22 protein-coding genes are annotated in these 21,709 nt (G+C 53.0%); 8 read left to right on the top strand and 14 right to left on the bottom strand.

The features are described 5' to 3' along the window. Nucleotides 1-395: 395 nt before the first annotated feature. Nucleotides 396-2,183 (top strand): DUF3352 domain-containing protein, encoded by a 1,788-nt coding sequence (locus H6F91_RS16580; RefSeq protein ID WP_190771919.1) that lies wholly within the window; start codon nucleotides 396-398, stop codon nucleotides 2,181-2,183. A 106-nt stretch (nucleotides 2,184-2,289) separates the two neighbouring features. Here H6F91_RS16580 and H6F91_RS16575 read toward each other — a convergent pair whose 3' ends face one another. Beyond that, nucleotides 2,290-4,509, bottom strand: a complete 2,220-nt coding sequence (locus H6F91_RS16575) for a serine/threonine-protein kinase (protein ID WP_190771918.1) — start codon at nucleotides 4,507-4,509, stop codon at nucleotides 2,290-2,292. Between the two features lie 835 nt (nucleotides 4,510-5,344). Between H6F91_RS16575 and H6F91_RS16570 the strand changes: the two genes are divergently transcribed. After that, complete coding sequence (locus H6F91_RS16570; RefSeq protein ID WP_190771917.1) at nucleotides 5,345-5,902, top strand: alpha/beta hydrolase; 558 nt, start codon at nucleotides 5,345-5,347, stop codon at nucleotides 5,900-5,902. A 28-nt stretch (nucleotides 5,903-5,930) separates the two neighbouring features. Here the strand turns inward: H6F91_RS16570 and H6F91_RS16565 are convergent, their stop codons facing one another. Further along, nucleotides 5,931-6,656, bottom strand: a complete 726-nt coding sequence (locus tag H6F91_RS16565) for an aspartate/glutamate racemase family protein (RefSeq protein WP_190771916.1) — start codon at nucleotides 6,654-6,656, stop codon at nucleotides 5,931-5,933. Nucleotides 6,657-6,774: 118 nt separating this feature from the next. On the opposite strand from H6F91_RS16565, the gene H6F91_RS16560 reads away from it, so the two are divergent. Beyond that, a complete protein-coding gene (locus H6F91_RS16560) occupies nucleotides 6,775-7,164 on the top strand; it encodes a cupin domain-containing protein (protein WP_190771915.1) in 390 nt (129 codons plus the stop codon). Between the two features lie 5 nt (nucleotides 7,165-7,169). On the opposite strand, the gene H6F91_RS16555 is transcribed toward H6F91_RS16560, so the two are convergent. After that, nucleotides 7,170-8,207 carry a glycerate kinase gene (locus tag H6F91_RS16555; protein ID WP_190771914.1) on the bottom strand — a complete coding sequence of 346 codons (1,038 nt, stop codon included), beginning with the start codon at nucleotides 8,205-8,207 and terminating at the stop codon, nucleotides 7,170-7,172. Between the two features lie 9 nt (nucleotides 8,208-8,216). Beyond that, nucleotides 8,217-8,573 carry a DUF565 domain-containing protein gene (locus H6F91_RS16550; RefSeq protein ID WP_190771913.1) on the bottom strand — a complete coding sequence of 119 codons (357 nt, stop codon included), beginning with the start codon at nucleotides 8,571-8,573 and terminating at the stop codon, nucleotides 8,217-8,219. 368 nt (nucleotides 8,574-8,941) lie between these two features. Here H6F91_RS16550 and H6F91_RS16545 point away from each other — a divergent pair, with 368 nt between their 5' ends. Further along, the gene (locus tag H6F91_RS16545; RefSeq protein WP_190771912.1) at nucleotides 8,942-9,157 is read left to right on the top strand and encodes a hypothetical protein; all 216 of its coding nucleotides are present in this window, start codon (nucleotides 8,942-8,944) and stop codon (nucleotides 9,155-9,157) included. A 202-nt stretch (nucleotides 9,158-9,359) separates the two neighbouring features. Here the strand turns inward: H6F91_RS16545 and H6F91_RS16540 are convergent, their stop codons facing one another. The 5 genes from H6F91_RS16540 to H6F91_RS16520 form a co-directional block, all read right to left on the bottom strand. Then, a complete protein-coding gene (locus tag H6F91_RS16540; protein WP_347280048.1) occupies nucleotides 9,360-9,944 on the bottom strand; it encodes a CPBP family intramembrane glutamic endopeptidase in 585 nt (194 codons plus the stop codon). Between the two features lie 153 nt (nucleotides 9,945-10,097). Then, nucleotides 10,098-11,174, bottom strand: a complete 1,077-nt coding sequence (locus H6F91_RS16535; protein WP_190771911.1) for a DUF3326 domain-containing protein — start codon at nucleotides 11,172-11,174, stop codon at nucleotides 10,098-10,100. Further along, a complete protein-coding gene (locus H6F91_RS16530) occupies nucleotides 11,171-11,356 on the bottom strand; it encodes a hypothetical protein (RefSeq protein WP_190771910.1) in 186 nt (61 codons plus the stop codon). Before H6F91_RS16530 ends, H6F91_RS16535 begins: the two co-directional genes overlap by 4 nt. 8 nt (nucleotides 11,357-11,364) lie before the next feature. Continuing rightward, nucleotides 11,365-11,694: a 2Fe-2S iron-sulfur cluster-binding protein gene (locus H6F91_RS16525; RefSeq protein WP_190771909.1), complete on the bottom strand. Its 330-nt coding sequence runs from the start codon at nucleotides 11,692-11,694 to the stop codon at nucleotides 11,365-11,367. A gap of 88 nt (nucleotides 11,695-11,782) precedes the next feature. Beyond that, complete coding sequence (locus H6F91_RS16520) at nucleotides 11,783-11,974, bottom strand: hypothetical protein (protein ID WP_190771908.1); 192 nt, start codon at nucleotides 11,972-11,974, stop codon at nucleotides 11,783-11,785. 377 nt (nucleotides 11,975-12,351) lie between these two features. Here H6F91_RS16520 and H6F91_RS16515 point away from each other — a divergent pair, with 377 nt between their 5' ends. After that, nucleotides 12,352-12,903: a DUF2854 domain-containing protein gene (locus H6F91_RS16515; protein WP_190771907.1), complete on the top strand. Its 552-nt coding sequence runs from the start codon at nucleotides 12,352-12,354 to the stop codon at nucleotides 12,901-12,903. A 203-nt stretch (nucleotides 12,904-13,106) separates the two neighbouring features. Here the strand turns inward: H6F91_RS16515 and H6F91_RS16510 are convergent, their stop codons facing one another. The 3 genes from H6F91_RS16510 to H6F91_RS16500 form a co-directional block, all read right to left on the bottom strand. Further along, nucleotides 13,107-13,364 carry a chlororespiratory reduction protein 7 gene (locus H6F91_RS16510; protein WP_190771906.1) on the bottom strand — a complete coding sequence of 86 codons (258 nt, stop codon included), beginning with the start codon at nucleotides 13,362-13,364 and terminating at the stop codon, nucleotides 13,107-13,109. A gap of 27 nt (nucleotides 13,365-13,391) precedes the next feature. Continuing rightward, complete coding sequence (gene pdhA, locus H6F91_RS16505) at nucleotides 13,392-14,423, bottom strand: pyruvate dehydrogenase (acetyl-transferring) E1 component subunit alpha (RefSeq protein ID WP_190771905.1); 1,032 nt, start codon at nucleotides 14,421-14,423, stop codon at nucleotides 13,392-13,394. A 216-nt stretch (nucleotides 14,424-14,639) separates the two neighbouring features. Beyond that, nucleotides 14,640-15,368 carry an FkbM family methyltransferase gene (locus H6F91_RS16500; protein ID WP_190771904.1) on the bottom strand — a complete coding sequence of 243 codons (729 nt, stop codon included), beginning with the start codon at nucleotides 15,366-15,368 and terminating at the stop codon, nucleotides 14,640-14,642. A 439-nt stretch (nucleotides 15,369-15,807) separates the two neighbouring features. Here H6F91_RS16500 and H6F91_RS16495 point away from each other — a divergent pair, with 439 nt between their 5' ends. Genes H6F91_RS16495 through H6F91_RS27955 form a run of 3 tightly spaced genes read left to right on the top strand, consistent with a single transcriptional unit; the run spans nucleotide 15,808 to nucleotide 19,211 of the window. Further along, the gene (locus H6F91_RS16495; RefSeq protein WP_190789403.1) at nucleotides 15,808-18,195 is read left to right on the top strand and encodes an IMS domain-containing protein; all 2,388 of its coding nucleotides are present in this window, start codon (nucleotides 15,808-15,810) and stop codon (nucleotides 18,193-18,195) included. A 24-nt stretch (nucleotides 18,196-18,219) separates the two neighbouring features. Then, complete coding sequence (locus H6F91_RS27960) at nucleotides 18,220-18,714, top strand: hypothetical protein (RefSeq protein ID WP_242035828.1); 495 nt, start codon at nucleotides 18,220-18,222, stop codon at nucleotides 18,712-18,714. 5 nt (nucleotides 18,715-18,719) lie between these two features. Continuing rightward, nucleotides 18,720-19,211, top strand: coding sequence for an AEC family transporter (locus H6F91_RS27955; RefSeq protein ID WP_347280047.1), 492 nt, complete (start codon nucleotides 18,720-18,722; stop codon nucleotides 19,209-19,211). 322 nt (nucleotides 19,212-19,533) lie between these two features. On the opposite strand, the gene H6F91_RS16485 is transcribed toward H6F91_RS27955, so the two are convergent. Then, nucleotides 19,534-20,001, bottom strand: a complete 468-nt coding sequence (locus tag H6F91_RS16485; RefSeq protein WP_190771902.1) for an anti-sigma regulatory factor — start codon at nucleotides 19,999-20,001, stop codon at nucleotides 19,534-19,536. A 5-nt stretch (nucleotides 20,002-20,006) separates the two neighbouring features. Next, complete coding sequence (locus H6F91_RS16480) at nucleotides 20,007-21,677, bottom strand: SpoIIE family protein phosphatase (RefSeq protein WP_190771901.1); 1,671 nt, start codon at nucleotides 21,675-21,677, stop codon at nucleotides 20,007-20,009. Between the last annotated feature and the right edge of the window lie 32 nt (nucleotides 21,678-21,709).

Raw genomic sequence — 21,709 nt, 5'->3', positions numbered from 1 at the left:
CGCTGCCCAGTATGTGGGCTTCAAAAACGCTCACTTTGAGTGTGTAGAGTGCCCGGAGAAATGAGCACGTCAGCTGATCTCAAACAGATGTTACTTAAGCTTTCAGACCTCCGGATTCTCGCAGAATCCGGAGGTCTGAAACTTAAGGCTAGTGTCATGCAATAACGGCTATATACGTCTCAGTTGGGAGGATTTTTCCTAAAGGTAAATCTCCCAAGGAGCCCTGGAACATTCGTTAAGATGAGACTTCTAAGAAGTTGTTTGAACCGTTGATTTCATGGGCGTAACACCGCAGATCAACCTGCTTGGAATTTTCAAACATCCTCTAAGATGCTGTAGGGTTGCTGCATTGATAGGCCTTGTGTCTCTGTATTGGCTAGGCGGGTAGAACCGAAATGAAGCGTTTGTCGGGTAAGAAATTTAATCCTTATGTAGTGGTAGCGACGGGAACGGCGATCGCCCTTACCCTGGGGGGGTATCTCGGTTATCGTTTGGCACGGGGGCCGGGAGCGGGAGCGGTGGTGCCCGTTGGGGTGGAGGTTCTACCGCAGGATGCGGTGATGAGCATGACCGTCAGCACCAATGAGGGGCAATGGCGACGGCTGCGGGGGTTTGGTACACCGCAATCGCGGTCACAATTTGATGCGCAATTGGTGCGTTGGCGCGATCGCTTTCTCACAGCCAATGGCCTGCAATATCGCCGGGATATTCAACCCTGGGTGGGTGAGGATGTAACGCTGGCATTCCTGCCCTGGGATAGTGAAACGCCCCCATCGCCCTCCCCATCTCCGACCGGATCTCCTCAAGCATCACCGGAGGCACCTGAAGGATTGGCCACCCTGGTCGATCCGAAGCAGCCATTGCCTTTGGTGGCGATTTTGCCGATCGCCGATGCAGGGAGAGCCCGGCAGGTCCTGGAAAATGCGCCTGGAGCGACAGGGCAACAGGTGAAGACCCGCGACTACCAGGGGTTTACCATTCGTGAGGTGACCGGGCAGGGGGAGCAGAGCTATGCGGCAACTGTGCTGGAAGGTAAATATGCCGTGGTCAGTAATCAAGCCAGCGCTGTGGAGCGGGTGATTGATACCTACAAAGGTCGTCCGGCCCTGAGGGATGCCGCAGGATATCGAGAGGCTCTTGCCAATAGCCGTGTCGATCAACCGTTTTTGCAGCTTTACCTGAATGGGCCAGAAGTGCGTCAGGTGGTCGCAGCTAACACGGCTCAACCTGTCCCCCTGCTCAGTTTGACCCCTGTGCAGCGGAATCAGGGAGTCGTTGCCAACATGACGTTGGAATCTCAGGGCTTACGCATTTTAGGCTCAAACTGGCTGGCTCCAAATAGTGAAACCCGTTACACCGTTAGCAACGATGCAGGGGAACTGCCAGCCCTGCTGCCCGATGCAACCCGCCTCTTGATGTCGGGGGGAAACATGCGGCAGTTTTGGGAAGGCTATCGTCAACAGGCGATCGCCAGCCCCGCCAATCCCCTGAACCCCAGCACCTTTGAGCAGGGCATTAATCGCACCACTGGGCTGGATTGGAACAATGATTTCTTGAAATGGATGGATGGGGAATTTGCTCTGGCACTGGTGCCGATGACGGCTCCCTCCGGAACAGCCCAGGTCGGGGTAGTGCTGCTGGCTCAGACAAGCGATCGCGCAGCGGCGGAAGCAACCTTTGAAAAACTAGACGCCGTGATGGGTGAGCGGTATCAGTTTCGCGTTAGCCCCATTGAAATTGGTGGCAAATCTCTGGTGAACTGGGTGTCGCCTTTTGGTTCCCTGACGGTAACCCACGGCTGGCTGGATGACAATACCGCGGTGCTGACCCTGGGAGCTGGAAGCATTAATACCGTGCTCCCAGCCCCAAAAACTCTACTAAAGAATAACGACCTGTTCGAGGCCACTCAATCTAGAGAACTGGCTGCTCACAATGGGCGTGTATTCGTTGATGTTGATGGTTTACGAAGCTTGGGTGGCAGCCTACCCTTGCCGCAGTTTCCCCAAGGGGCCGCTACAGCCATGGAGGCCATGCAGCAAATCGGTATGACCAGCGCTCTAGGAAGCGATCGCACGAGCCGCTTCGACCTGTATTTGCGCCTTCGTAAGGAAGGAGAAGCCCCACCTTTACCCCCTCCGGGAGCAACCCCAAGTCCTAGCGCCAGCCCATCTCCCCAGGGATAACCATGGTGCTGTTCTGGACGTTTAGTCATTGTTTTTGAGGGAGCTTAGCTCCCTCAAAAACAATGACAGGTTGTTTTATAGCGCTATGCGGGTTGATTCTTAGGAATTACTGCACTGCAGCAGGGGGCGTTTCCCAGAGATAGACCTTATCTGTACCTTTGCCGGTTGCGATAACGCGCCAATCACTGCTAACGGTCATGTGATCCAGCGGGCCGTCGTCTCCCTTGAAAATGTGGGATAAGACGTGATTGCGCAAATCCCACAGATACAGCTTGCCATCGGAGTCGGTGCCCAGCAGACGGTTGCCTAAGCCCTGCATGGAAAGGCTATTAATATAACCCGTTGTCCCTTCTAAGGTATCCTCCAGTTCACCTGTACGGGCATCCCAAATATAGACCTTGCGCTCCGTTCCCGCAGCGAGCACACTAGATCCGTCGGGGCTGAATACAACCGCATTAAGATTTCCGTCATACCCGTTAAGACGCTTCATCTCCTGGCCTGTATCGAGATTCCAAAGGACGGCCTCGGGGGCTGTTCCGACAGCTACCAGGTACTTCCCATTGGGGCTGATGGCGATCGCATTCACAATGCCCTCATGGCTATTGAAGGTACGTAAGGGTTTGCCAGTTGCGACGTCCCAGGTCCGCACCGTGTTGTCAGCACCGCCGCTGGCCAAAACGTTATTGGGTGTCATGGCCAGGGTGTTGACTGGGCTGGTATGCCCCGTCAGGGTGTGAAGCACCTTGCCTGTCCTGGTTTTTCGGTCCATTTGCCAAATGATGATCGCATCATCGGCACCACCACTGGCTAACCATCGACCATTGCCGCTCAGGGCCAACGCATTGATAAAACTACTATGGCCTTCGGGTAGAGCCTGGATTTTTTGTCCAGTTTGCCGATCCCACAGCAAAATCTGACCATCTGCTCCAGCACTGATCAGGGTCTTCATATCCGAGGTGAAGATGGTTTGGTTTACAAATCCAGCGTGACCCGTCAAAATCGCTTGAGGTTTGATATGTTCCACTGGCAGGCTGTCAGGGAGACGGCCAAATAGGGCTGGGAACGGTAGTGTACCTGTCCGGTTAGTCTCCTGCACCATCCACCAGCTCACCCCTCCTGTCACCAACATCAAAGTCAGAATGCCGCTGCCAACCCACATCCATCGGCCTGAATCGACTAGAGATTTGTTAGACAATGGCTTCGAACCCGGCTTGGTATCCAACGCGCTGGCATCAGAATCCTTGTGACCATTCGCGCTGGCACTAGAATCCTGGTGGCCATTGGTGGCGGCGTAGTGGACAAAGGGCAGACTGGTCAGGGGAGCAGAGTTATCCGGGTTATACAGGGGCTCTGTAATGTCGCTGGAGGGTTCCACAGCGGTGAGAGGTTGTAGGCCGGGCAACGAAGTTGTGAGATCGGGTAGGTTCCCTAAAGCATTGAGCAGAGCTGTAGTTGTCTGGGGGCGATCGACCGCCCGGGGAGCGATCAGGCGATCGATAAAATCTCCAAAGGCGGGTGAAATTTGTGGCGCAAATTCACGCCAATGAGCCGCATCCATTAACGGATCGTAGACCTCAGGATCGGTGGGTTGCTTCCCCGTTAACAGATAGATAAACGTCCAGCCGAGAGCGTAGAAATCAGACTGAGGTACGGCCTGCCCCTTCTCCTGTTCGGGAGGAGTGTAGCCAGCAGAGCTGATGCGAGTCATTCCTCCGGTGGCCCCTAATTGGGCCATATAAGTTTCAGTGACAGCCCGCGCTGCCCCAAAATCCACCAGCACCACTTGGCCGTTGGAGCGAAGCATCAAGTTCTCTGGCTTAATGTCCCGATGAAAGTAATGTTGTTGGTGCACCAGATGAAGCACATCGGCCACTTGCCATAGCCACTCTCGTGCCTGCTTTTCGCTGATGGTATGGCCGCCCTGTTGGCGCATCCATTCTTTCAGGTTAGGACCATCAATTTTTTCCATGACCAGGCAGTGCAGGGGCTCCCCTCCATCTGCCGGGTGGAACTGGAAGTAACCTTCCCCTTCAACCCGGGGTACGCCGGGATGGTTCAACTGGCTCAGCACGTAAGCTTCTTGCTGAAACAGTTGTACGGCCTTGGCATTGTGATTATGAGCAGACTTTAGAACTTTGAGAATTTTGGGGATATTGCGTTCATAGGCTTCATAGACTCGGCCAAAGCCACTTCGATTGTTGACCAGCCGCATCACCCGATAGTGCCCCTGCAATACCATGTCAGACTTACAGCTCTGGCAGTAGCGGCTCCCATCATTGCCAGGGTGGTCGGGTTGGGCGCAGTTTGGATTAATACAGAGGCTCATGGCAATGCGTTCCTGGAACAGCCGATGATCTCGGTGTTATGCATGATTCATCTAATTACTAATTATCAACCGATTTGGGGGATGCGGGGGGATGGCATGACACCCATTTTCTGCACGCATCCAAGCAATCGGGATTTGTGACATCCACCATTATTCCCAAGGAATAGAATTCTTTGCATTACAAAGTAACAACACTCTAGTACGCTGAGGCGGAAATCCATCACCTATGTTTTGTGTGGGGTGCGAAGCACCCCACACAAAACATAGGTTGTGAACTTAGGCCGCAGCCTACTAGTCTTCGCTGGCTTAAGTTTGCCTCCGTTTGGAATTGGTTGATTGCCGCCGCTTAATACTGGACAGTTCGTGTCAGTTTGCCTGTACTGAGTGCAGATAAATGGCAAGAACGGTTCAGCGCAGGCGATCGCTTTTATTCTGTTCTGCAATGTTGTCTCCTTAGGAGCGTGCATTTATTTAATAACCTGTCCTTCTTTGTGTAGGATTGGCAGCGCAGCCGCCCCTCCCGCAAAAAGAAGGACAGGTTCAGGACTTACATATTTATGTTGTAGTTGGGGTGCTTTGCCCCCCAACTACAACATAAATGCTCTAGATATAGCGGGCTTGCATAAGTCCTGAGGTTGTTCTATTGGTGATCCTTAGAAACCCAACTGGGGGTATTTGAGAACAATCGTATCATTGGGACTGGTTAATCACCTTGGCCCTAACGTTCTTAACTCCCGGCAGAAGAATTTGAAGATCCCTAGCCTACAATGGGAGCTTTTAGACTCTGGGTGTCGTCACTCAAACATGACCTTTACTCTGTGCATCCTTAAGATCTATGCGTGCCTCCCGTCCCCTACTCTCTACTGTTCTAACCCGCCTCGCCCGGAGTGTCTGCTGGACAGGGGCTTTAGCACTGCTGGTGACTCTAGGTGCTTTCGGTCATTCAGCACCCTCCCTGGCGGCTGAGGAAGTTGTCGTAACCTACGGGCCTCTGTCAGCCTCTTTCCCCTTACGTGACTTGCAAACCCTGGCTCGTACTGGGGAACCGTCGCAATCCCTGGCGTTCTACCTGGGAATTGCTGGGGTCGATACAGCTACCGCCCAGGGTGCCTTGAATACTTCAATGCCTTTGAGTGAAACATTGCTCAATGATTTGATGAATGGGCCTACGGGCGATCGCCTTCTGGCCCGTTTTACGGACGTCATACATACCGGTTCGGGAGAGGATAACATTCCTGCCCTGCGCTCAGCTATTGCCCAATCGACTGGCTCAGATCAACAGATTACGCTGCTGGAGCTGATGGAGAACTACCCCACGGATCAGATGTACATCAATGGGGTAAACCTGATGCCTCTCATGGAAGAACTCTCTGCCATGCGTACGGCCAGGTAGGGCAAACGTGCGTAAAGCACCCGTAGCATCAACAGAATGGATGTTCCATTCCTTTGCGAAGCTTGGGTTCAGGTGAACGATAGGTTAGCCACTTGCTGGTTTGCAATTTCATCCCAGCCAGCATTTCAGCAAAACGAACTCCAGCGGCGACGGCATCCACGCAGGGAACTCCCAGCCGCTGGCTTAACTTCTCATCCAGGCCGCCCATCCCGGCGCAACCCAGCACCAGTGCTTCTGCACCATCCTCCTTCAGGGCCAGCAAACCCATCTGAGATAACCCTTCGATGATGGCCGAGGGGTCTTCTTCACAGGCGAGCACCGGAAGATCGACACAGCGGATAGAGGCACAGCGATCGCCCAATCCTGTGCGTTGCACAATCGCTTCGACCATGTGGTAACTGCGGCGTAGGGTGGTGATCACAGACCAGCGTGGGGCGATCGCGTTCGCGGCGTACATGGATGCCTCTGCAATCCCTACCACCGGCTTGGTCGTGATTTCCCGCACGGCTTCAATACCCGGATCACCCCAACAGGCCAGCACAAAGGCATCGAACTGGGGTTCATCCCGCATCACTTCTGCTAACACCTGGGGGATGGCGAGGTACTCGTCGTAGAAACTCTCAATGGAGACTGGCCCCTTTTGGGGACAAACGGTGACAACTTCTGTGGTAGGGGCGACATGGCATTGGGCGATCGCCCCAATCGATGCCGTCATTTCCTCACTGGTATTGGGATTAATTACTTTAATGCGCATCACCCGTCCTCTAAAAAACGCTTGACAATAGAGATAGCGGTCAGGGTCGTGAATGGCACCACCTACCTGACTGAGTCCACACGCACAGCGTTATAGACTTACCGGTTGAGGGACTCTTATGCAAGAAAAGATCAGAACGGTACGACCGAATGTCACCATCGACACCGTTCAGCGGCTACCGAATTACGTGGGCATTTCTGAAGCGACTGTAGGGGCGACAGGAATATCCATGAATATGGTCGTGATTCCTCCCGGTGCCCAGGCGGAACCTCACTTCCATAAGGGGTATGAAACGGCAATTTATCTCCTGCAAGGTCGCGTCGAAACCCTTTATGGTGAGGGTCTTAAGGAATCGGTCATCAATGAGACGGGAGACTTCATCTTCATTCCCGCTGGGGTGCCGCATCAGCCGCGCAATTTGAGTGACACGGAAGTGGCGATCGCCCTTGTCGCTCGTAACGACCCCAACGAGCAGGAAAACGTGCAGCTCTACGAACTCGGCTTTTGAACGGCCTAACCCAAGGGTTTGTGTCCCGGCCGATACGCCATCCCAGGCGCGTGATCGGCCTGAATGTCCACAATCACATCAACCCGCTGCGAGTCCTGCAATAACGGTGGCCAGAACAACTCTGGATGCAGAGCTTTCCAAAAGTACTCCACAAATTGCTCAATCTCATCATCGGATAGGCCAGATCGCCCCTGTTTCACCATCTGATGTTCTGCCTGTTTCCGCCACGTTTTACTGAAGCGGTAATCCACGGGGTTCAAGACGACCAGCATGTCTAGCAAGTCCCACAGGGGGATATAGGCATGCAGGCGAGTATTACAGTCCTGGGCAAATGTGCGATCGCTCTCCGTCACAATAGGCGGGGGGGCAGTTTCCAGCAGGGCGGGGTTGATAGGGCGAATCCCCACAAACCACCCTTCAAAGAGCAGTACATCAATGCTGGTGATAGGCTCAGGGGGAATGCGATCGCCCATCCCTCCATGCAGGGACTTGTCAAAACGAGGAACCCAAATGGGTGCATCTGTACCCATTTGTACCTGGTGCAAAACCTTCAGCCCGTCCTCAACATCATGGGTTCCGGGTGGGCCTCGCCAGCGCAGGCGCGGGTCCGTTTCGAGTAAACGCTGGCGTTCCTCGTGGGTTTTATAAAGGTCATCCAGGGAAAGGCTAGCAACGCAGCAACCCATAGCGGTCAACAAGCGGGTCAAGATTTGAGCCAGCGTTGTTTTCCCTGTTCCCTGACCACCCAAAAAACCAGGGATAACGGGCCGCTGCCGCTCGGTCCGTAAGGCCACGATTTGCTGTGCCAGAGGAAGCCAGAGTTGCCACAGGGTCAGGAGGGGTACCTGAGACCAGTCCAAGGTGTTGAGACACAAATCCTCAATAGCGGGGAAATACTGGTGCAGTTGGGCAGCCCGTTTTTGCAGCGCCGACGGGCTCTGGGAAAAGGCAGAGGGGATGGCGGAGAGGTAGGCGATCGCCTCTGATGTCAGTACCTCTCCCCTTAAGACTCCTTGTAGATAACCTTCCAGCTTAGTATCCATATTCACCCTTTAGCTTCCCAGCTTAAAGGCTTCAATAAACAGGCCGTAGGTAAGCCCAATTTTGATCGCGTTCAGCACTTCTGTCAGCAGGGCTCTTGGTTCGTTGGGGAGTACCGTTCGGCCTCCCCGACCACTGCGTCTGTAGAAGAACCAACTGGTTCCCTCCGTGAAAGCTACCAGGGTTGCCCCTGCCAAAATATCCAGCTCAGCCTGTTGTCCGGCACTGGTGGCAAAAGCTGTTGCCAGGAAGTTGCCAAAGAGCAGCCCTAACACAATCAGAGAAATACGCCGCCAGGGGTTACGAATCCACTGGCCAAATTGCTGCGTTGTACCGCTAACAAGGCGATTAAGGCGGGTGTTCTGCATCGCGTTTTTGTCAAACTGATGGCTTTATCCTATAGCGGTTCTTATGCTCAAAGGAGTGCTTTTGGGAAAGAATCGGCGAAGCTACTCCTTTCCCAAACTTTTTTCTGAGCAGCTTACAGCGCTTTTCAAGTGCTTAAAATCTGGTTGTTTTTGTAAAAACTGCGCTGGGCGGGTTTTCACAAAAACAACCGTAGCTGATTCAAACTCAAGGCGCGTAATGAAGTAGGTTACAGTTCGTACAAATTCTTTTACAAAACTCAACCGAAGGGGGTAAAAAGCATTACGGTTCGTTGCAGGCTTCCAAAGAGGGCTACCCTCGTGATAGCTTCAACAGTGTTGGTTGAGCAATACTTGAGCGTTTGAAGCGGATGAACGAGAACACTGTCATCACCCATCCTGAACATCTTTCTTCATCTCCTGAGCGGGAAGACTTCAGCGAATACGTTGCACATCTTCAACTCCACATGGCTCTGCAAGCTCGCAAGCTTGTACCGACTCTCACTCAGTCGATGGATAGTCGTGAAAGCCTACTACACCAGACTCAAGCTAGCTTCGAGAAATTTGTTTCCCGTCAAGTACGATAAAATTTAAAAAATCAAAGCATAAACGGCTGAGGCGTTCGAAAGAACGCCTCAGCCGTTTATTAGCAACTCTCATTTTGGAATCCAGCCCGAAAACCGCTGCCCCATGTGAACGATTTTCGGGCATCAAAGCCAAGAGTTCACGCCCTACGGGCGTGAACTCTTGGCTTTGATGCCCATACTGAGAATTGCTGCCAGAAATCCTTCAGTGATGTGCCTGCTTGTACTTCCAGAGGAGACTGGAGAGGATGTTGGTCACGATGTGCGCTACGACGGGCACTAAAAGGTTTTGGGTCTGTAAAGCGCTGATGCCCAAAACTCCACCGACAACTGCTGCCCAAGCCACATAGCACCAGTGACGCGGACTAAAAAAGTGCAACACCCCAAAGCACAGGCTGGAAATGAGAATCCCAAACCAGTTCAGCCCGATCGCCGGAAGCATAACCCCTCGAAATAGCAGTTCTTCACTCATGCCGGGTAGAACCCCCAACCAAATGAGATCAGCCATTTTAAGAGGTCTGAGAATCATACTCAGATAGACGTCGGCTCCCTCTCGGTAGTCCTTCCAGATGCGATACAACCCCTCACTGCACAGCGTAATGCCCAAGCCAATGACACAACCTAGAAGTAACACGTCTGTCGTTAGCTTGGTTGCCATTAGCGGCACATCATCCAGCCAGATCCAGAGGCGAGCGATGATCAGAAGCACCACAGCAGTCATGCCCATCGCAGCCAGAAGCTGCACGCGGCTTAAGGATTCAGCGGGTTGAGGAGGCGGGAGTTCAGCCACAGTAGGTCAAGAGCATGAGAAAAGAAATCTATGGGTCAACAGCGATCGCACTCTCAAAAACAAGGGGCGATGGCTTCAGACTACCATTTGTCTATCAGAAACAGTGACAGAAGATATTAAGGTAAGCCTGCGGGTTAGACTCCAGACTAATTTTTAAGCCATTCTCAGGGAAATTGTAGATTCCTGTAAGGGCCTTAGAGATGAGATCTGGGGCTGAAGGGCTGAGGGGGCAACCCCGGCTCGATGAGCCGCCATAATACCAATGGCTTCGAGGTAGGACGAGGCTGCGATCGCTCGTACCCCCAATGCCTCCGCCGAAACCTGCATGCGTGTGGTATTTTCAGCCACCGTAATGAGTGTCGTTGCCGTTTGAGACAGGCTCAGCGTCGCAGCTCCCCCACAGGCTCCCTCGGGTACCACCAGGGCATCCACTTGATTGGCCCAGATACCGTTCGCTTGAGCTATCGACGTGACGTAATGAGGAGCACGGCTCAAACCAGCTAACACACAAGGTAAGAAGGTATAACCTAATTCCTCCGCAGCCGAACGGGGAGAAATGTCAGGATCTAAGGGTAATGGCGAGAGGGCTGGAGCATGGGCGCAAGGTACGCGAAACTGACGCACCAGCAGGTGACTGATAACCGCCTCAGCTCCTGCCAGCGGGTCAACTCCTTGCCCATGCCGATAACTCTGTAGCTCGGGGCTACCTTCGTCGTCAGGAAAGCGGGCAACAATGGCGATCGCTTCTGCCCCTGCTTGAATCAGACGCTCTGCCCCACGCAGCAAACTATCGGGATGTTGAATGGTGCCCCACGTTGCCCCAGAAGAAGCGGTACGCAGCTCGACTCCCAGGGGTTGATCCGTGACAACGTAATCGGTCAGAGAAAGCCCCAGGGTAGCCCGAGCAGCATCAGCGACCTGTAAGTGACGCCACCGCAGATCGGGCTCAATTCCCTGGTCGAGCAGCAGCCCGATTCTGTTTTGGTGTACAGGGCGCAGCCCCCAATGCCCCGATGCAAACTGATCGAGCCCATAGCCTTCGACGTAGAAAACGTTGGGCAACGGCCAGTAGAGGCTGGCTCCATTTAAAACATTGGGATGGGTAATGACCCGATCGGCAACCTGAGCGATCGCCCGGACCACGGGCAGGGCATCGCCAGCATAGCCCCCCATCGCCGCGCCAATTCCGGTGGGGATGACCACCATGGCCGTGTAAGGTCGCTGATTCACACTACCCTCGTTGAAATTGTCACCACAGCTTCAATGCGGGCAATTCCTTGCACTGCATCAATACCGGTAATGGCCCAGCGGAGCGGGTCGCCATGGGTTTGGAGTGTTTGGGCGATCGCTCGTTCCAGGTGCGCCGGGTTGTTTTGCAGGGGCACCTCAACTTGTACGAACTGTGTCAACATCAGACCGCTTATTTTTTGCTCTGGGCTGCCCCAAACTGGTACTCGTAAACCACGTCTTCCTTCTCGGTTTCCAGCACCAAATCTGATGTCGGATAGGCGACACACAGCAGAGCATACCCTTTCTCTTGAAGCTCGGGGCTAATGCCCATACCGTCACCCTGCTCAACCGTCCCTGACAGAAGTTGCGCGGCACAGGTGGTACAAACACCTGCATTACAGGAAGACGGCAGATCTAATCCAGCGGCCTGAGCTGCTACCAGTACGGTTTGGTTGGCAGGAACGGTAATGGTTTGGGTGTTGCCCTGGTGGCGAATTTCGACAGTGTAGCTCTCGGCCATGATGGTAATCGCGTGATGTTAAAAGATAACGTGGGGAATGCAAAATCTTCGTGCCTTTTGAGCACGAAGGAACAAACAAAACAAGGTCTTAATTCTGGGGGAAATTGCTTTCTGGGAACGTACGATTGAAGTCGTCAATCAGATCATCCAGTTCTTCTAGAGCCTGGTTGACATCAATGCGAAGTGTTCCTAAATTTGGCTGCTCCAGGAGACGCAGCAAGGAATCGCGCTTGCTCCGAATCTGGTTGAATCGTTCTCTAAGGATTTGCGGGTCTGCCATGAGTACGTCCCACCGGAATTTGACACAGATTCCATCCTATCAAACCGTGAGGATTCTGTTCTAAGCGCCTATCCAAAAACCCACTTTGGGAGGGTGAGGTATGTACACCCCCCACCCTCCCAAAGTGGGTTTTTGCTTTCTCGATAGATTCTAAGTCAGCTCAGGTTAACGAGGTTTTTGCGTGTGCTTTAGGCACCCAAAAAAACCGTTAACCTGAACGAGACTGCACAGGGAAATCAACTACTATGAAGCCGCTGAGTATTAGACCAGCAGTTGGTTTTGGTGGAGCCGTGCTACGCCGCGAAAACCAACCGCTGGTCTAGAACAGAACTGGATAGTGAATAATAAACAAAGACTCGCCCTGGATACATAAACTTATGTTTGGTCGCTTTTCGCTTGGAAAACTTGGTTTGTTTGTGGGAGGGGCGCTGACACTAGTAGGCTTCTTTGCCTACTTTACTGAACGCGCCACCTTAAACCTGGTCGGCTTTTTCTATGGTATTCCTCTCCTCTTGGGCGGCTTAGCCCTTAGCGCTGCTGAACTTCAGCCTGTTCCCTTTAGCCAGCCCACCACTTCAGACGTGCTGGCTTTGCGGGAACAACAGGCTACCGAAACCCAGAATCAGATTCGCAAGGATGTCACCCGTTACCGCTACGGCCAGAACGCTCACTTGGATAGCTCTCTGGATGCCTTACAGCTTGGGGTCATGGATGATGAGCAGCCAATTTTGCAGGGAATTCGAGAGGAGGCGATCGCCGGTTCCTATGCTCTGGTTTTAGAGTTTGACTCTGAGTACGTCAGCCTGGAAAGCTGGCAGGCGAAACGCGACAAACTTGAACGTTTCTTTGGTCCCGGTATTCGTGCTGAGGTTGCAGAACCGGCTCCCCACCAGATCGAAATCAAATTGATATCCAGCCCGGTTGCATAACTACAAACCGGATTGTAAAAAGCGCGGCTCTAAACGCCGCGCTTTTTTGTTTACTCAATCTCAATTTGGGATAAGCCTAAGTGCCTATTTTGGCGCACGCTCTACGCACGCCGAAAAGATCTGAACCCGAACTCAGGTTACTTAAAAAAGAGTGTGCGTCATGCAATGCACAACGCACACTCCTTCTTTGAGGTTCTTAATACCTACTTCTCAAGCCGAACCGCATACCATTGCAGGTATTCTCCCGGTCCTACATCCAGTTCGCAGGAGGTTTCCATCAAATGCTGAGCCTGAGCTGATATCTGAGGAATACTCTGCAAGTCACGGGGAAGATCATCCTGCCGTTGAGCCAGGATACCCGATAGCTTTTCCAGAAGTTCCTTTGCCGTCAGGAAAACCTCCGGTTGGTTGGTTTCCAGAACGACGTAAGCATCTTCCTGGTACATGATGGGATCAGGCATGGTTCTCTCCGAAACGGGAGTGACGACCTACTCGTCCTCAGCAAATACGTACTTATACAAATCTGCAGGGTCGGGTTCGGGGCTTTCGAGGGCAAAGGTCACCGCATCTTCGATGCTCTCTTGAATGCGCTTATCAATTGCCTTCAATTCGTCTACACTCGCTAATCCTTGCTCGGTCATATAAGCGGCAAGGCGTTTAATTGGATCACGGGCAAACCAGAAGTCCTTCTCAGGCTTACTGCGAAGTTCGTCTGGGTCAGCCAGGGAGTGACCACGGAAGCGATAGGTGAGGGCTTCAATCAGAGTTGGGCCTTCTCCAGCACGGGCGCGGGCTACAGCTTCGCGAGCGACTGAATGAACCGCCAACACATCCATCCCATCTACTTCTACACCAGCCATGCCAAAGACACTGGCTTTTTTGTAGATTTCGGGCTGAGAGGTAGCGCGATCGTGGGCCATGCCGATCGCCCACTTATTGTTTTCAACCACAAACAGAATGGGCAGTTTCCAGAGAGCAGCCATGTTCAGGCACTCAAAAAACTGACCATTGTTGCTGGCCCCGTCTCCAAAGAAGCAGGCAGTCACCTGATCTGCGGAGGCATCACCCAGGGCCTCACGGCGATATTTGCTTTGGAATGCGGCTCCGGTTGCCACGGGAATCCCTTCTGCAACGAAGGCATATCCTCCCAACAAATTATGCTCAGCCGAGAACAGGTGCATAGAACCGCCCCGTCCTTTGCTGCATCCGGTCACCTTACCAAACAGCTCAGCCATGACCTCCCGGGCAGGAACTCCGCTACTGAGAGCATGAACGTGATCCCGGTAGGTACTGCAGACGAAGTCATCCTTCCGCATCGCCTTGATGACGCCGGACGAGACTGCCTCTTGGCCGTTGTAGAGGTGAACGAAGCCAAACATTTTGCCGCGATAGTACATCTCGGCACACTTATCTTCAAACAGCCGCCCTAGGACCATATCTTCATAGATAGTCAACCCTTCTTCACGGGTGATGTTGGCCTGGGCAGTCGAAAATGACGGCAGTACTCGCTCTTGTACCATCAACGCGTCCTGTATCTAGTCATGGAGTGGATTGAACATCCTAACCTATCTAATCACACATGTTGCACCTGTCCAAAGGCAAAACCTGAGGGCTTTATTTCGCTGTCACTTTGTGGCGGCAAAATAAGACTCTTAGTCCTGTGCGGCGAAAATCACTGAATGGTTAGAGCGCACGCCAAAGCGGCACTGGGGCTGATTGCGAATAGAGTTCAGTATTCACAAACCTGGGAGCTTCTGCTCATCTCGAGTCAGTAAAAGTTCACAGTGCCGGAGTTTGGATAGTTCCGCCAGGTTTACGGGGATCAATTGTTGTGTCGTTGCGATGCGAAATGCCTTAAACCCCAGATCAAAAAGCGCACCCATTTCAGCAACAGGTTTAAACCCACAATTTTTTATCTGGGAGAAGCTGTACTCCATTAATATTGTTAGATTTTCGTTCTCCTTCAGAAGATTGTGCATACCCTGAAAGACCATAGGCTCGGCTCCTTCCGCATCAATCTTCATCAGGTCAATGATGCGATCGCCTCCTTCCAGGAATTCATCCAATGCCACGGTAGGAACGGTAATTTCCTTGATGGTTTCTTGAAATCTATCCAGGTGCTCCTGTCCCACCGCTCCCAGCGTGCCTCCTCCCAGATGACGCTCAAAGATCCGGAAAGTCGCTTCCCCGTCAGCATTGCTGGCTGCCAGATTGTGTAGACGAACGCGATCGCTGTATCCGTTGATGTTGAGGCTGTCAAAGGTGAGTTGCGCTAAACCTGGATTGGCCTCAAACGTAATCAGCCTTCCCTCTGGGCCAATGCCTTGAGCCATCAACAAGGTATACCAGCCGCAATTACTGCCGACTTCTAGAACGCGCATTCCCGGCTTGACCAAATCTTTTACGAGAGCCGTAATCCAGGGTTCCCAGGTTCCATCCAAAATGATGTGTGGGCTCAAGCTCACATCCCGTGAATCCAGAAATAGTTTGTGCCCATGAATTGTGGTGGTTAGATAACGGTGATTTCCTAAATAAGTTCCTGGACAACGTTCCGGAACTGCCTGTGGGAGAGGATGTATACGCTGGGCCAGCTTTCGTAAAACGCTGGCAAACTTGGCCCTGAGATTTAGCAAGTCGAGATCAAGTGTCAGAAACGACAGCCTTGATCATAAGGTAGGAAAAACCTGCCAACAAGATATGAAGACCTGTGGCAAAGTCTATAGATTTCTGTATGCTGGTGAGTAAATTTCGGAACAGGGTAGCCACTACTTTTGAAACGGTTATTGTATATAGACTGGCTTCGCAGGGTGTGGTTCACTTTCTGCGGAATTAAGAGGCTGAGTGGGGCTAAGAAGCCCGCGCCAACCGGTTAGTCGGACGATATGGATATTGGGGAACTGAATTGTGAGGATTCCGCTGGACTATTACCGAATATTGGGCCTACCCATTCAGGCAACCGCTGAGCAGTTACAGCAGGCTCACCGCGATCGCGCCTTGCAACTCCCGCGTCGAGAATATTCGGAAGCGGCGATCGCCTCACGCAAACAGCTCCTGGATGAAGCTTATGCCGTGCTGTCTGACCCAGAGCAGCGGCGCCTTTACGATTCAAGCTTCCTGAATCGCACTCAGGAAGATCTTGGAGATGGGCTCATGGCTAGCATTGGTGGGGCGTCACTGAGTGTCGTTCCGACCCAGACTGACCCCTATGGCCCTAGCATTGACATTCGGGAATCCCAGCTAGTGGGTGCCCTGCTGATTCTATTGGAACTGGGCGAGTATGAGCTGGTGCTCAAACTGGGCCGTCCCTGCTTGAGTGGCCATGCAAATTTATCCGCCGGGCAACCCACTCAATTTGACATTGTCCGGTCTGACATTTTATTGACGGTGGCTCTGGCTTATTTAGAGCTAGGCCGCGAACAGTGGCAACAAGGCCAGTACGAAAGTGCTGCTGGTTCTCTAGAAGCCGGTCAAGACCTGCTGCTACGGGAAGGGATCTTTGCCAGCGTGCGAGGTGAAATGCAGTCAGACCTTTACAAGCTACGGCCCTACCGAGTGCTGGAACTGCTGTCTTTGCCGACTTCCAGTGAACGAGAACGGCGTCAGGGATTGAGCCTGCTACAAGACATGCTGCAAGAACGAGGCGGCATTGATGGCAGCGGTAATGACCAGTCAGGCTTGAATGTCGATGATTTTCTCCGCTTTATTCAACAATTGCGGAGTTATCTCACCGCTTCTGAACAGGTCACTTTGTTTGAAACGGAAGCCCGTCGTCCTTCGGCAGTTGCCACCTATTTAGCGATCTATGCGCTGATAGCCAAAGGGTTTGCCTACCGCCAACCCTCCCTCGTGCGTCGAGCGAAGCATCTGCTACTTCGGCTTGGAACCCGTCAGGACGTCCATCTGGAGCAGGCCGTCTGTGCTCTTCTATTAGGACAAACGGAAGAGGCAAATCGAGCACTGGAGCTGAGCCAGGAATACGAACCCATTGCCTTCATCCGTGAGCACTCAAAAGGTTCTCCAGACCTCTTACCTGGCCTGTGCCTTTACAGTGAGCGTTGGCTACAGGGCGAAGTATTCCCTCACTTCCGCGATCTGGTACAACAGCAGGCTTCCTTAAAGGATTACTTTGCAGATCCTCAGGTGCAGACTTACCTCGAAGAATTGCCCAACGAGCCTGAAAGTTATCCACCTCCTCCTGACACAACGCCAGTGGTTGGGCGTACCAGCACCCGCGAAAGCATAGCAGAGCGGGGAGCCCCCTATGATGCTGTCGGGACTCCCAACCAGACCCGTACCGTAAGTGGAACAGCCACGATGGAGCCGGGGGTTGGCAGCAATGGATTTTCCGGTAGCCTTCCGACGGCAGAACGCGTTTCTCAACTTTCTCCAGAAGGTCGCTTGAGTACAGGAGACAATGGAGCCAGTTCTCCGCCCAGCCGAATTCCGACGGCCCGTCGCTCCTCGTCTGGTAGCCCACCTCGGATGACTTCCCTGTCTCCCCGCAGTAGTAATAACCCTCGCTTAGATCGAATGCTGTTCCTGGTTGCCCTTGGGGTAGCGGGTTTGTGCCTACTCTACCTGGCATGGGTATTGCTAGGTTGGATTACCCGTTCATTGGGTGGCCCTACTTTGAAAGGCGAACAACTCGAAATCAGCATTAACAATCCACCTATCGAGATTCCATCTGCTGATGCAGCCTCAGCCGCTTCGGCCACTGGCCCGATCACGGTAGATGTCGCTCGGGGTGTTCTTCAGCGCTGGCTGGAGGCGAAGGCTGCGGCTACTAGCCCAAGTCGGGATACAAGTAAGTTAGCTACGGTTCTGACAGGGTCAATTCTTGCAGAGCGACAGGCCGCTGCCCAAAGTAGTGAGGTACAGGAGTACCGACACCGAATTGTCAATGTGGAAGTGGAAGAACCCAATCCTCAGCAGCCGAATCAAGCCCAGATGATTGCCACGGTTGTTGAGGGAATTGATGACGAACCAGATGAGCAATTACGAGTGCGTTATAGCCTTGTTCGCCAGGGGACGAACTGGTTGATCCAGGAGATTGAACCTTTGGGAGAGGCTACGGCAGTAGAGGAAGACACAACCTCGGATGGGGCAGCCACCTCTGATACTTCCACAACTCCCGATGCAACATCCACAACCCCGGATGAAACAGAAGCCTCGCCGGATGCGATCGCCCCCTCACCTAGTCCATCGTCTTCCCCCAATCGAACACCTTTACCGGCCACGCTGGATACTGACGATTCGACGGGTGATGCTCAAACCCCAGATCAGCCCAACTAACCTGTTGCTAAAACCTAACCCAGCATGACTGATACCTTGCTCCATGCCTATGTCCCTTTATTGCTATGGACAGGGTTGGGGCTACTGCTGGTTCCTTTTCTGCCAGAAGCGTTTCCCCGGCTCCTGGGGCGAGGTTTGTACTGGGTTGGGGTGCCTGTTCAAATTTTTACCCTGGCGCACCAAACCAATTTTTCGGTACGGGCAACGCTGGTTCCCGTAATCACGCTCTGGGGTCTGCTAGCTGGTTTGGCGATCGCCACCCTTACCCTCTGGGGCCTCGATTGCCGCTCAACCCTACTCACTCCCAAGGCCCCATCTACCCCAGACCAGCTCTCTAATCACCCTGAAAATCCCTGGCACCCTGCTTCTCGGCGGGGTGCCTTTTTGTTGGCGTCCATTCTGGGCAATACAGGTTTTGTGGGTTTATCGGTAGTACCCACGTTTATTGATGAGCCATATCGGGGGTGGATCGTGCTCTACAGCGTAGCCCATAACGTTCTAGGCACCTCTATGGTGTAGGGGTAGTGTTAGCAAGCTTTTATGGGCGATCGCAGGCCCAAAATTCCTGGTTGACTATTGTGCGTGATATTCTCACGGTTCCTTCACTGTGGGCTTTTGGGTTTGGGGTGCTATCCCGTCCTCTCGTATTGCCAATGGTTGTGGAGTTAGGGTTGCGGCGATCGCTCTGGGTTGTTATTCCAGCGGCTTTGCTGTTAATGGGTATTCGGTTACGGCAGATCAAGGGCTGGGCAGGGTTGAAAATGGCATTCATCCCCACGCTGATCAAAACCGTTAGTCTACCGATTGTTATTGGCTGTACCATATCGCTGCTCCACCTACCTGATCAACCGCGTTTAGCCATGGTGTTGATGGCAGGGATGCCCACTGCCTTCGCAGGTTTGATCTTGGCTGAAGAGTATGACCTGGAGCGAGAGTTAATTGCCAGCAGCATTGTGGTCAGTACGCTCATGTTACTAGCCACCCTTCCCCTTTGGCTCTGGCTCTACAGTCGTTGACAACCTGAAGGGCGCATGAGCGAGTGGCGATGGGAATCGCCCTTGCAACTACTCTTACAGCGCTTTGCGCTTTAATCAGCCACGATTGTTTTATGAGAGCTAGGCGAAGTGCCAATCTCACAAAAACAACCAGATCTGGACTTACGCATTTGTGTTGTGGGTGGGGTGCGAAGCACCCCCACCCACAACACAAATGCACTACGGATAGCGGGCTTGCATAAGTCCTGTTTAAGTGTTTGAAAAGCGCTGTAATCCAAAATTGACATCAGGAGGAGGGTGGCCGCTTAGCGGCCACCCTCCTCCTGATGTCAGGTCAGTGGTGTCAGGGTGCTTCGGTCTGGGTTGGAAGCGGGGCCGCTTCCCCCTCCTGCATTGGAAGGGTTGTCTCCAGGGTGAGGCAATTGTAGCCGTTGATTTGCAGACGATATTCGACCTTGTCCATCAAGCGGTTCAGAATTAACCAGCCATAACCTCCCTCCTGCTCCTGCCAGCTATCGGGGGAGGGGGGGAGATAGGTGCCCAGGTCGTAGCCTTTGCCGTGATCCCACACTTCCAGGTGGACATCGCGATCGCGCAATTCCAAACGAATCAAAACAGGCAGATTGGGTTTGTCTCGGTGGGCGTGGCGAACAACATTGGAATAGGCTTCCACTAGCACCAAGCGTAGGCGAGTGCATTGCTTTTGCCAATCGACCTCATGCCCGAATTCCATCTCCAGGGCACCCAGCAGCCAATTCTCCACGATGGATAGAAACTTGAGATCACTGGGTACGTGTAGTTCTGTTCTCATAAGCTTTACAAAACCTCCAGTGAAAGGATCGTTTGATCGTCTTCCTGGATAGGACTGTGGGACTGAATATAGTGCAGGACTTCAGACAAGTTGAGATCGTTCCTTTGGGAGAAAAGCTTCCAGAGGCCGCTTTGACGGAGCATTTCCTGGCTTCCAGACACGGGGTTGTCCAGGGTCGCTTCGGTTAAACCATCGCTGGCTAACAGGAGAACCTCACCCGATTTCAGGGTGAGCCGCCCGGCAGGGGCTTTCCAATGAGGCAGGATGCCGAGGGGAACACCGCGCACTTTAAGGTACGTGGGTTCAGCGATCGCCTGCTCTGCTGCCGCTATCCGCTCCCATGTGAGGGGGTAGATATGGCCGGCATTGGCATAAACCAATTCCTGGGTTTGGGGGCTGTAGCGGGCCAACACCATCGTGATGAAGCAGTTATTACTGACCAGATCATCCGATAGGGTACTGTTCAGGTTTTGCATCACACGATCCGGTTCTGGGGAGATTTCCTGGGAGAGCTCCCGCCGCAAAACCGTAATAGCGCTGGCCATAAAGAGAGCCGCAGGGACTCCCTTCCCTGATACATCCCCGACTCCAAGCCAGACATCCCCCTTCGGATGCACATACACCTCGAAGAAGTCCCCTCCCACTTCCCGTGCTGGGTGGCAACAGGCCTGAATTTGCACCTGATCTAACTTGGGAAGTTGCTGGCGTAGCAGGTTGCTTTGAATCTGGCGGGCTACTGCCAGCTCTGCTTGCATCTGCTCCGATTGTTTTTGGATGCGCTGGTGAAGCTTAGCCTGGAAAATGGCTAGGGCTGCCTGGCTGGCTACAGCTTCTAATAACTCAATGTCATCTTTTGCCCAGGGCACCTTACTGGTATGACGGTAAAGGGCCAATAGTGCCAGAGGGTGCTGCTGATAGGTGAGAGCACTGAGCAAACAGGTGTAGGACGTATCACCAAGGCGAAGCACTTGAGGATGCAAGTTGTGGGCATAGACTTCAAGCCCAACCCCTGTGCGATCAATTTGGGCGATCGCCCCCTCCTTCTCAAGGCTGTCGCTCTCATAAGCGTAGGTTCCTGATAACACCCGGTAGGTGTCAGCAGATTCCCCTATGGCATCTAGAGGATGCAGGAGACAGACATCTGCGGCCAGGGTTTGCCCCATGGTGGCTACGATGGTCTGCAACATGCTGTCGTAGTCGAGGGATTCTCGAATGGCGCTCATGACGGCGTTGAAGGCCGATTCTCGCCGTAGAGCGCGATTGAGTTCACGAATGCGTTGTTTAACGAGCCGGTAGGTTTCAGCAGCTTGTTGAACAACAGATTTCAGTTCTTCTGGATTCCAGGGTTTAGTGACATACTTAAACACCTGGCCGCTATTGATGGCATCGACCAGATCTTCTACATCGGTATAGCCTGTCAGCAGAATGCGGATAGTATCGGGAGATTGCTCAGCCACACGGCTCAGCAACTCTGTCCCATTCATTCGTGGCATCCGCTGATCTGAGATAATCACGGCCATCTCGCCCGATGATTCCAGAATTTTTAGGGCTTCCAGGGCGCTTTCTGCGCGGAAAACCTGAAAATCCCGTCGAAAGGTGCGATACAGCAAATCCAGGTTGTCGGATTCGTCATCGACGACCATCAATCGCAGCTTATTGTCATTCTCCTGAACCATTCCCCGTCTCACCTCGTCGCGTTCTGCGGACG

The sequence above is a fragment of the Leptolyngbya sp. FACHB-8 genome, from assembly GCF_014695575.1.
Lineage (GTDB): Bacteria > Cyanobacteriota > Cyanobacteriia > Elainellales > Elainellaceae > Vacuolonema.
This window is presented reverse-complemented; position numbering and strand designations above follow the sequence as displayed.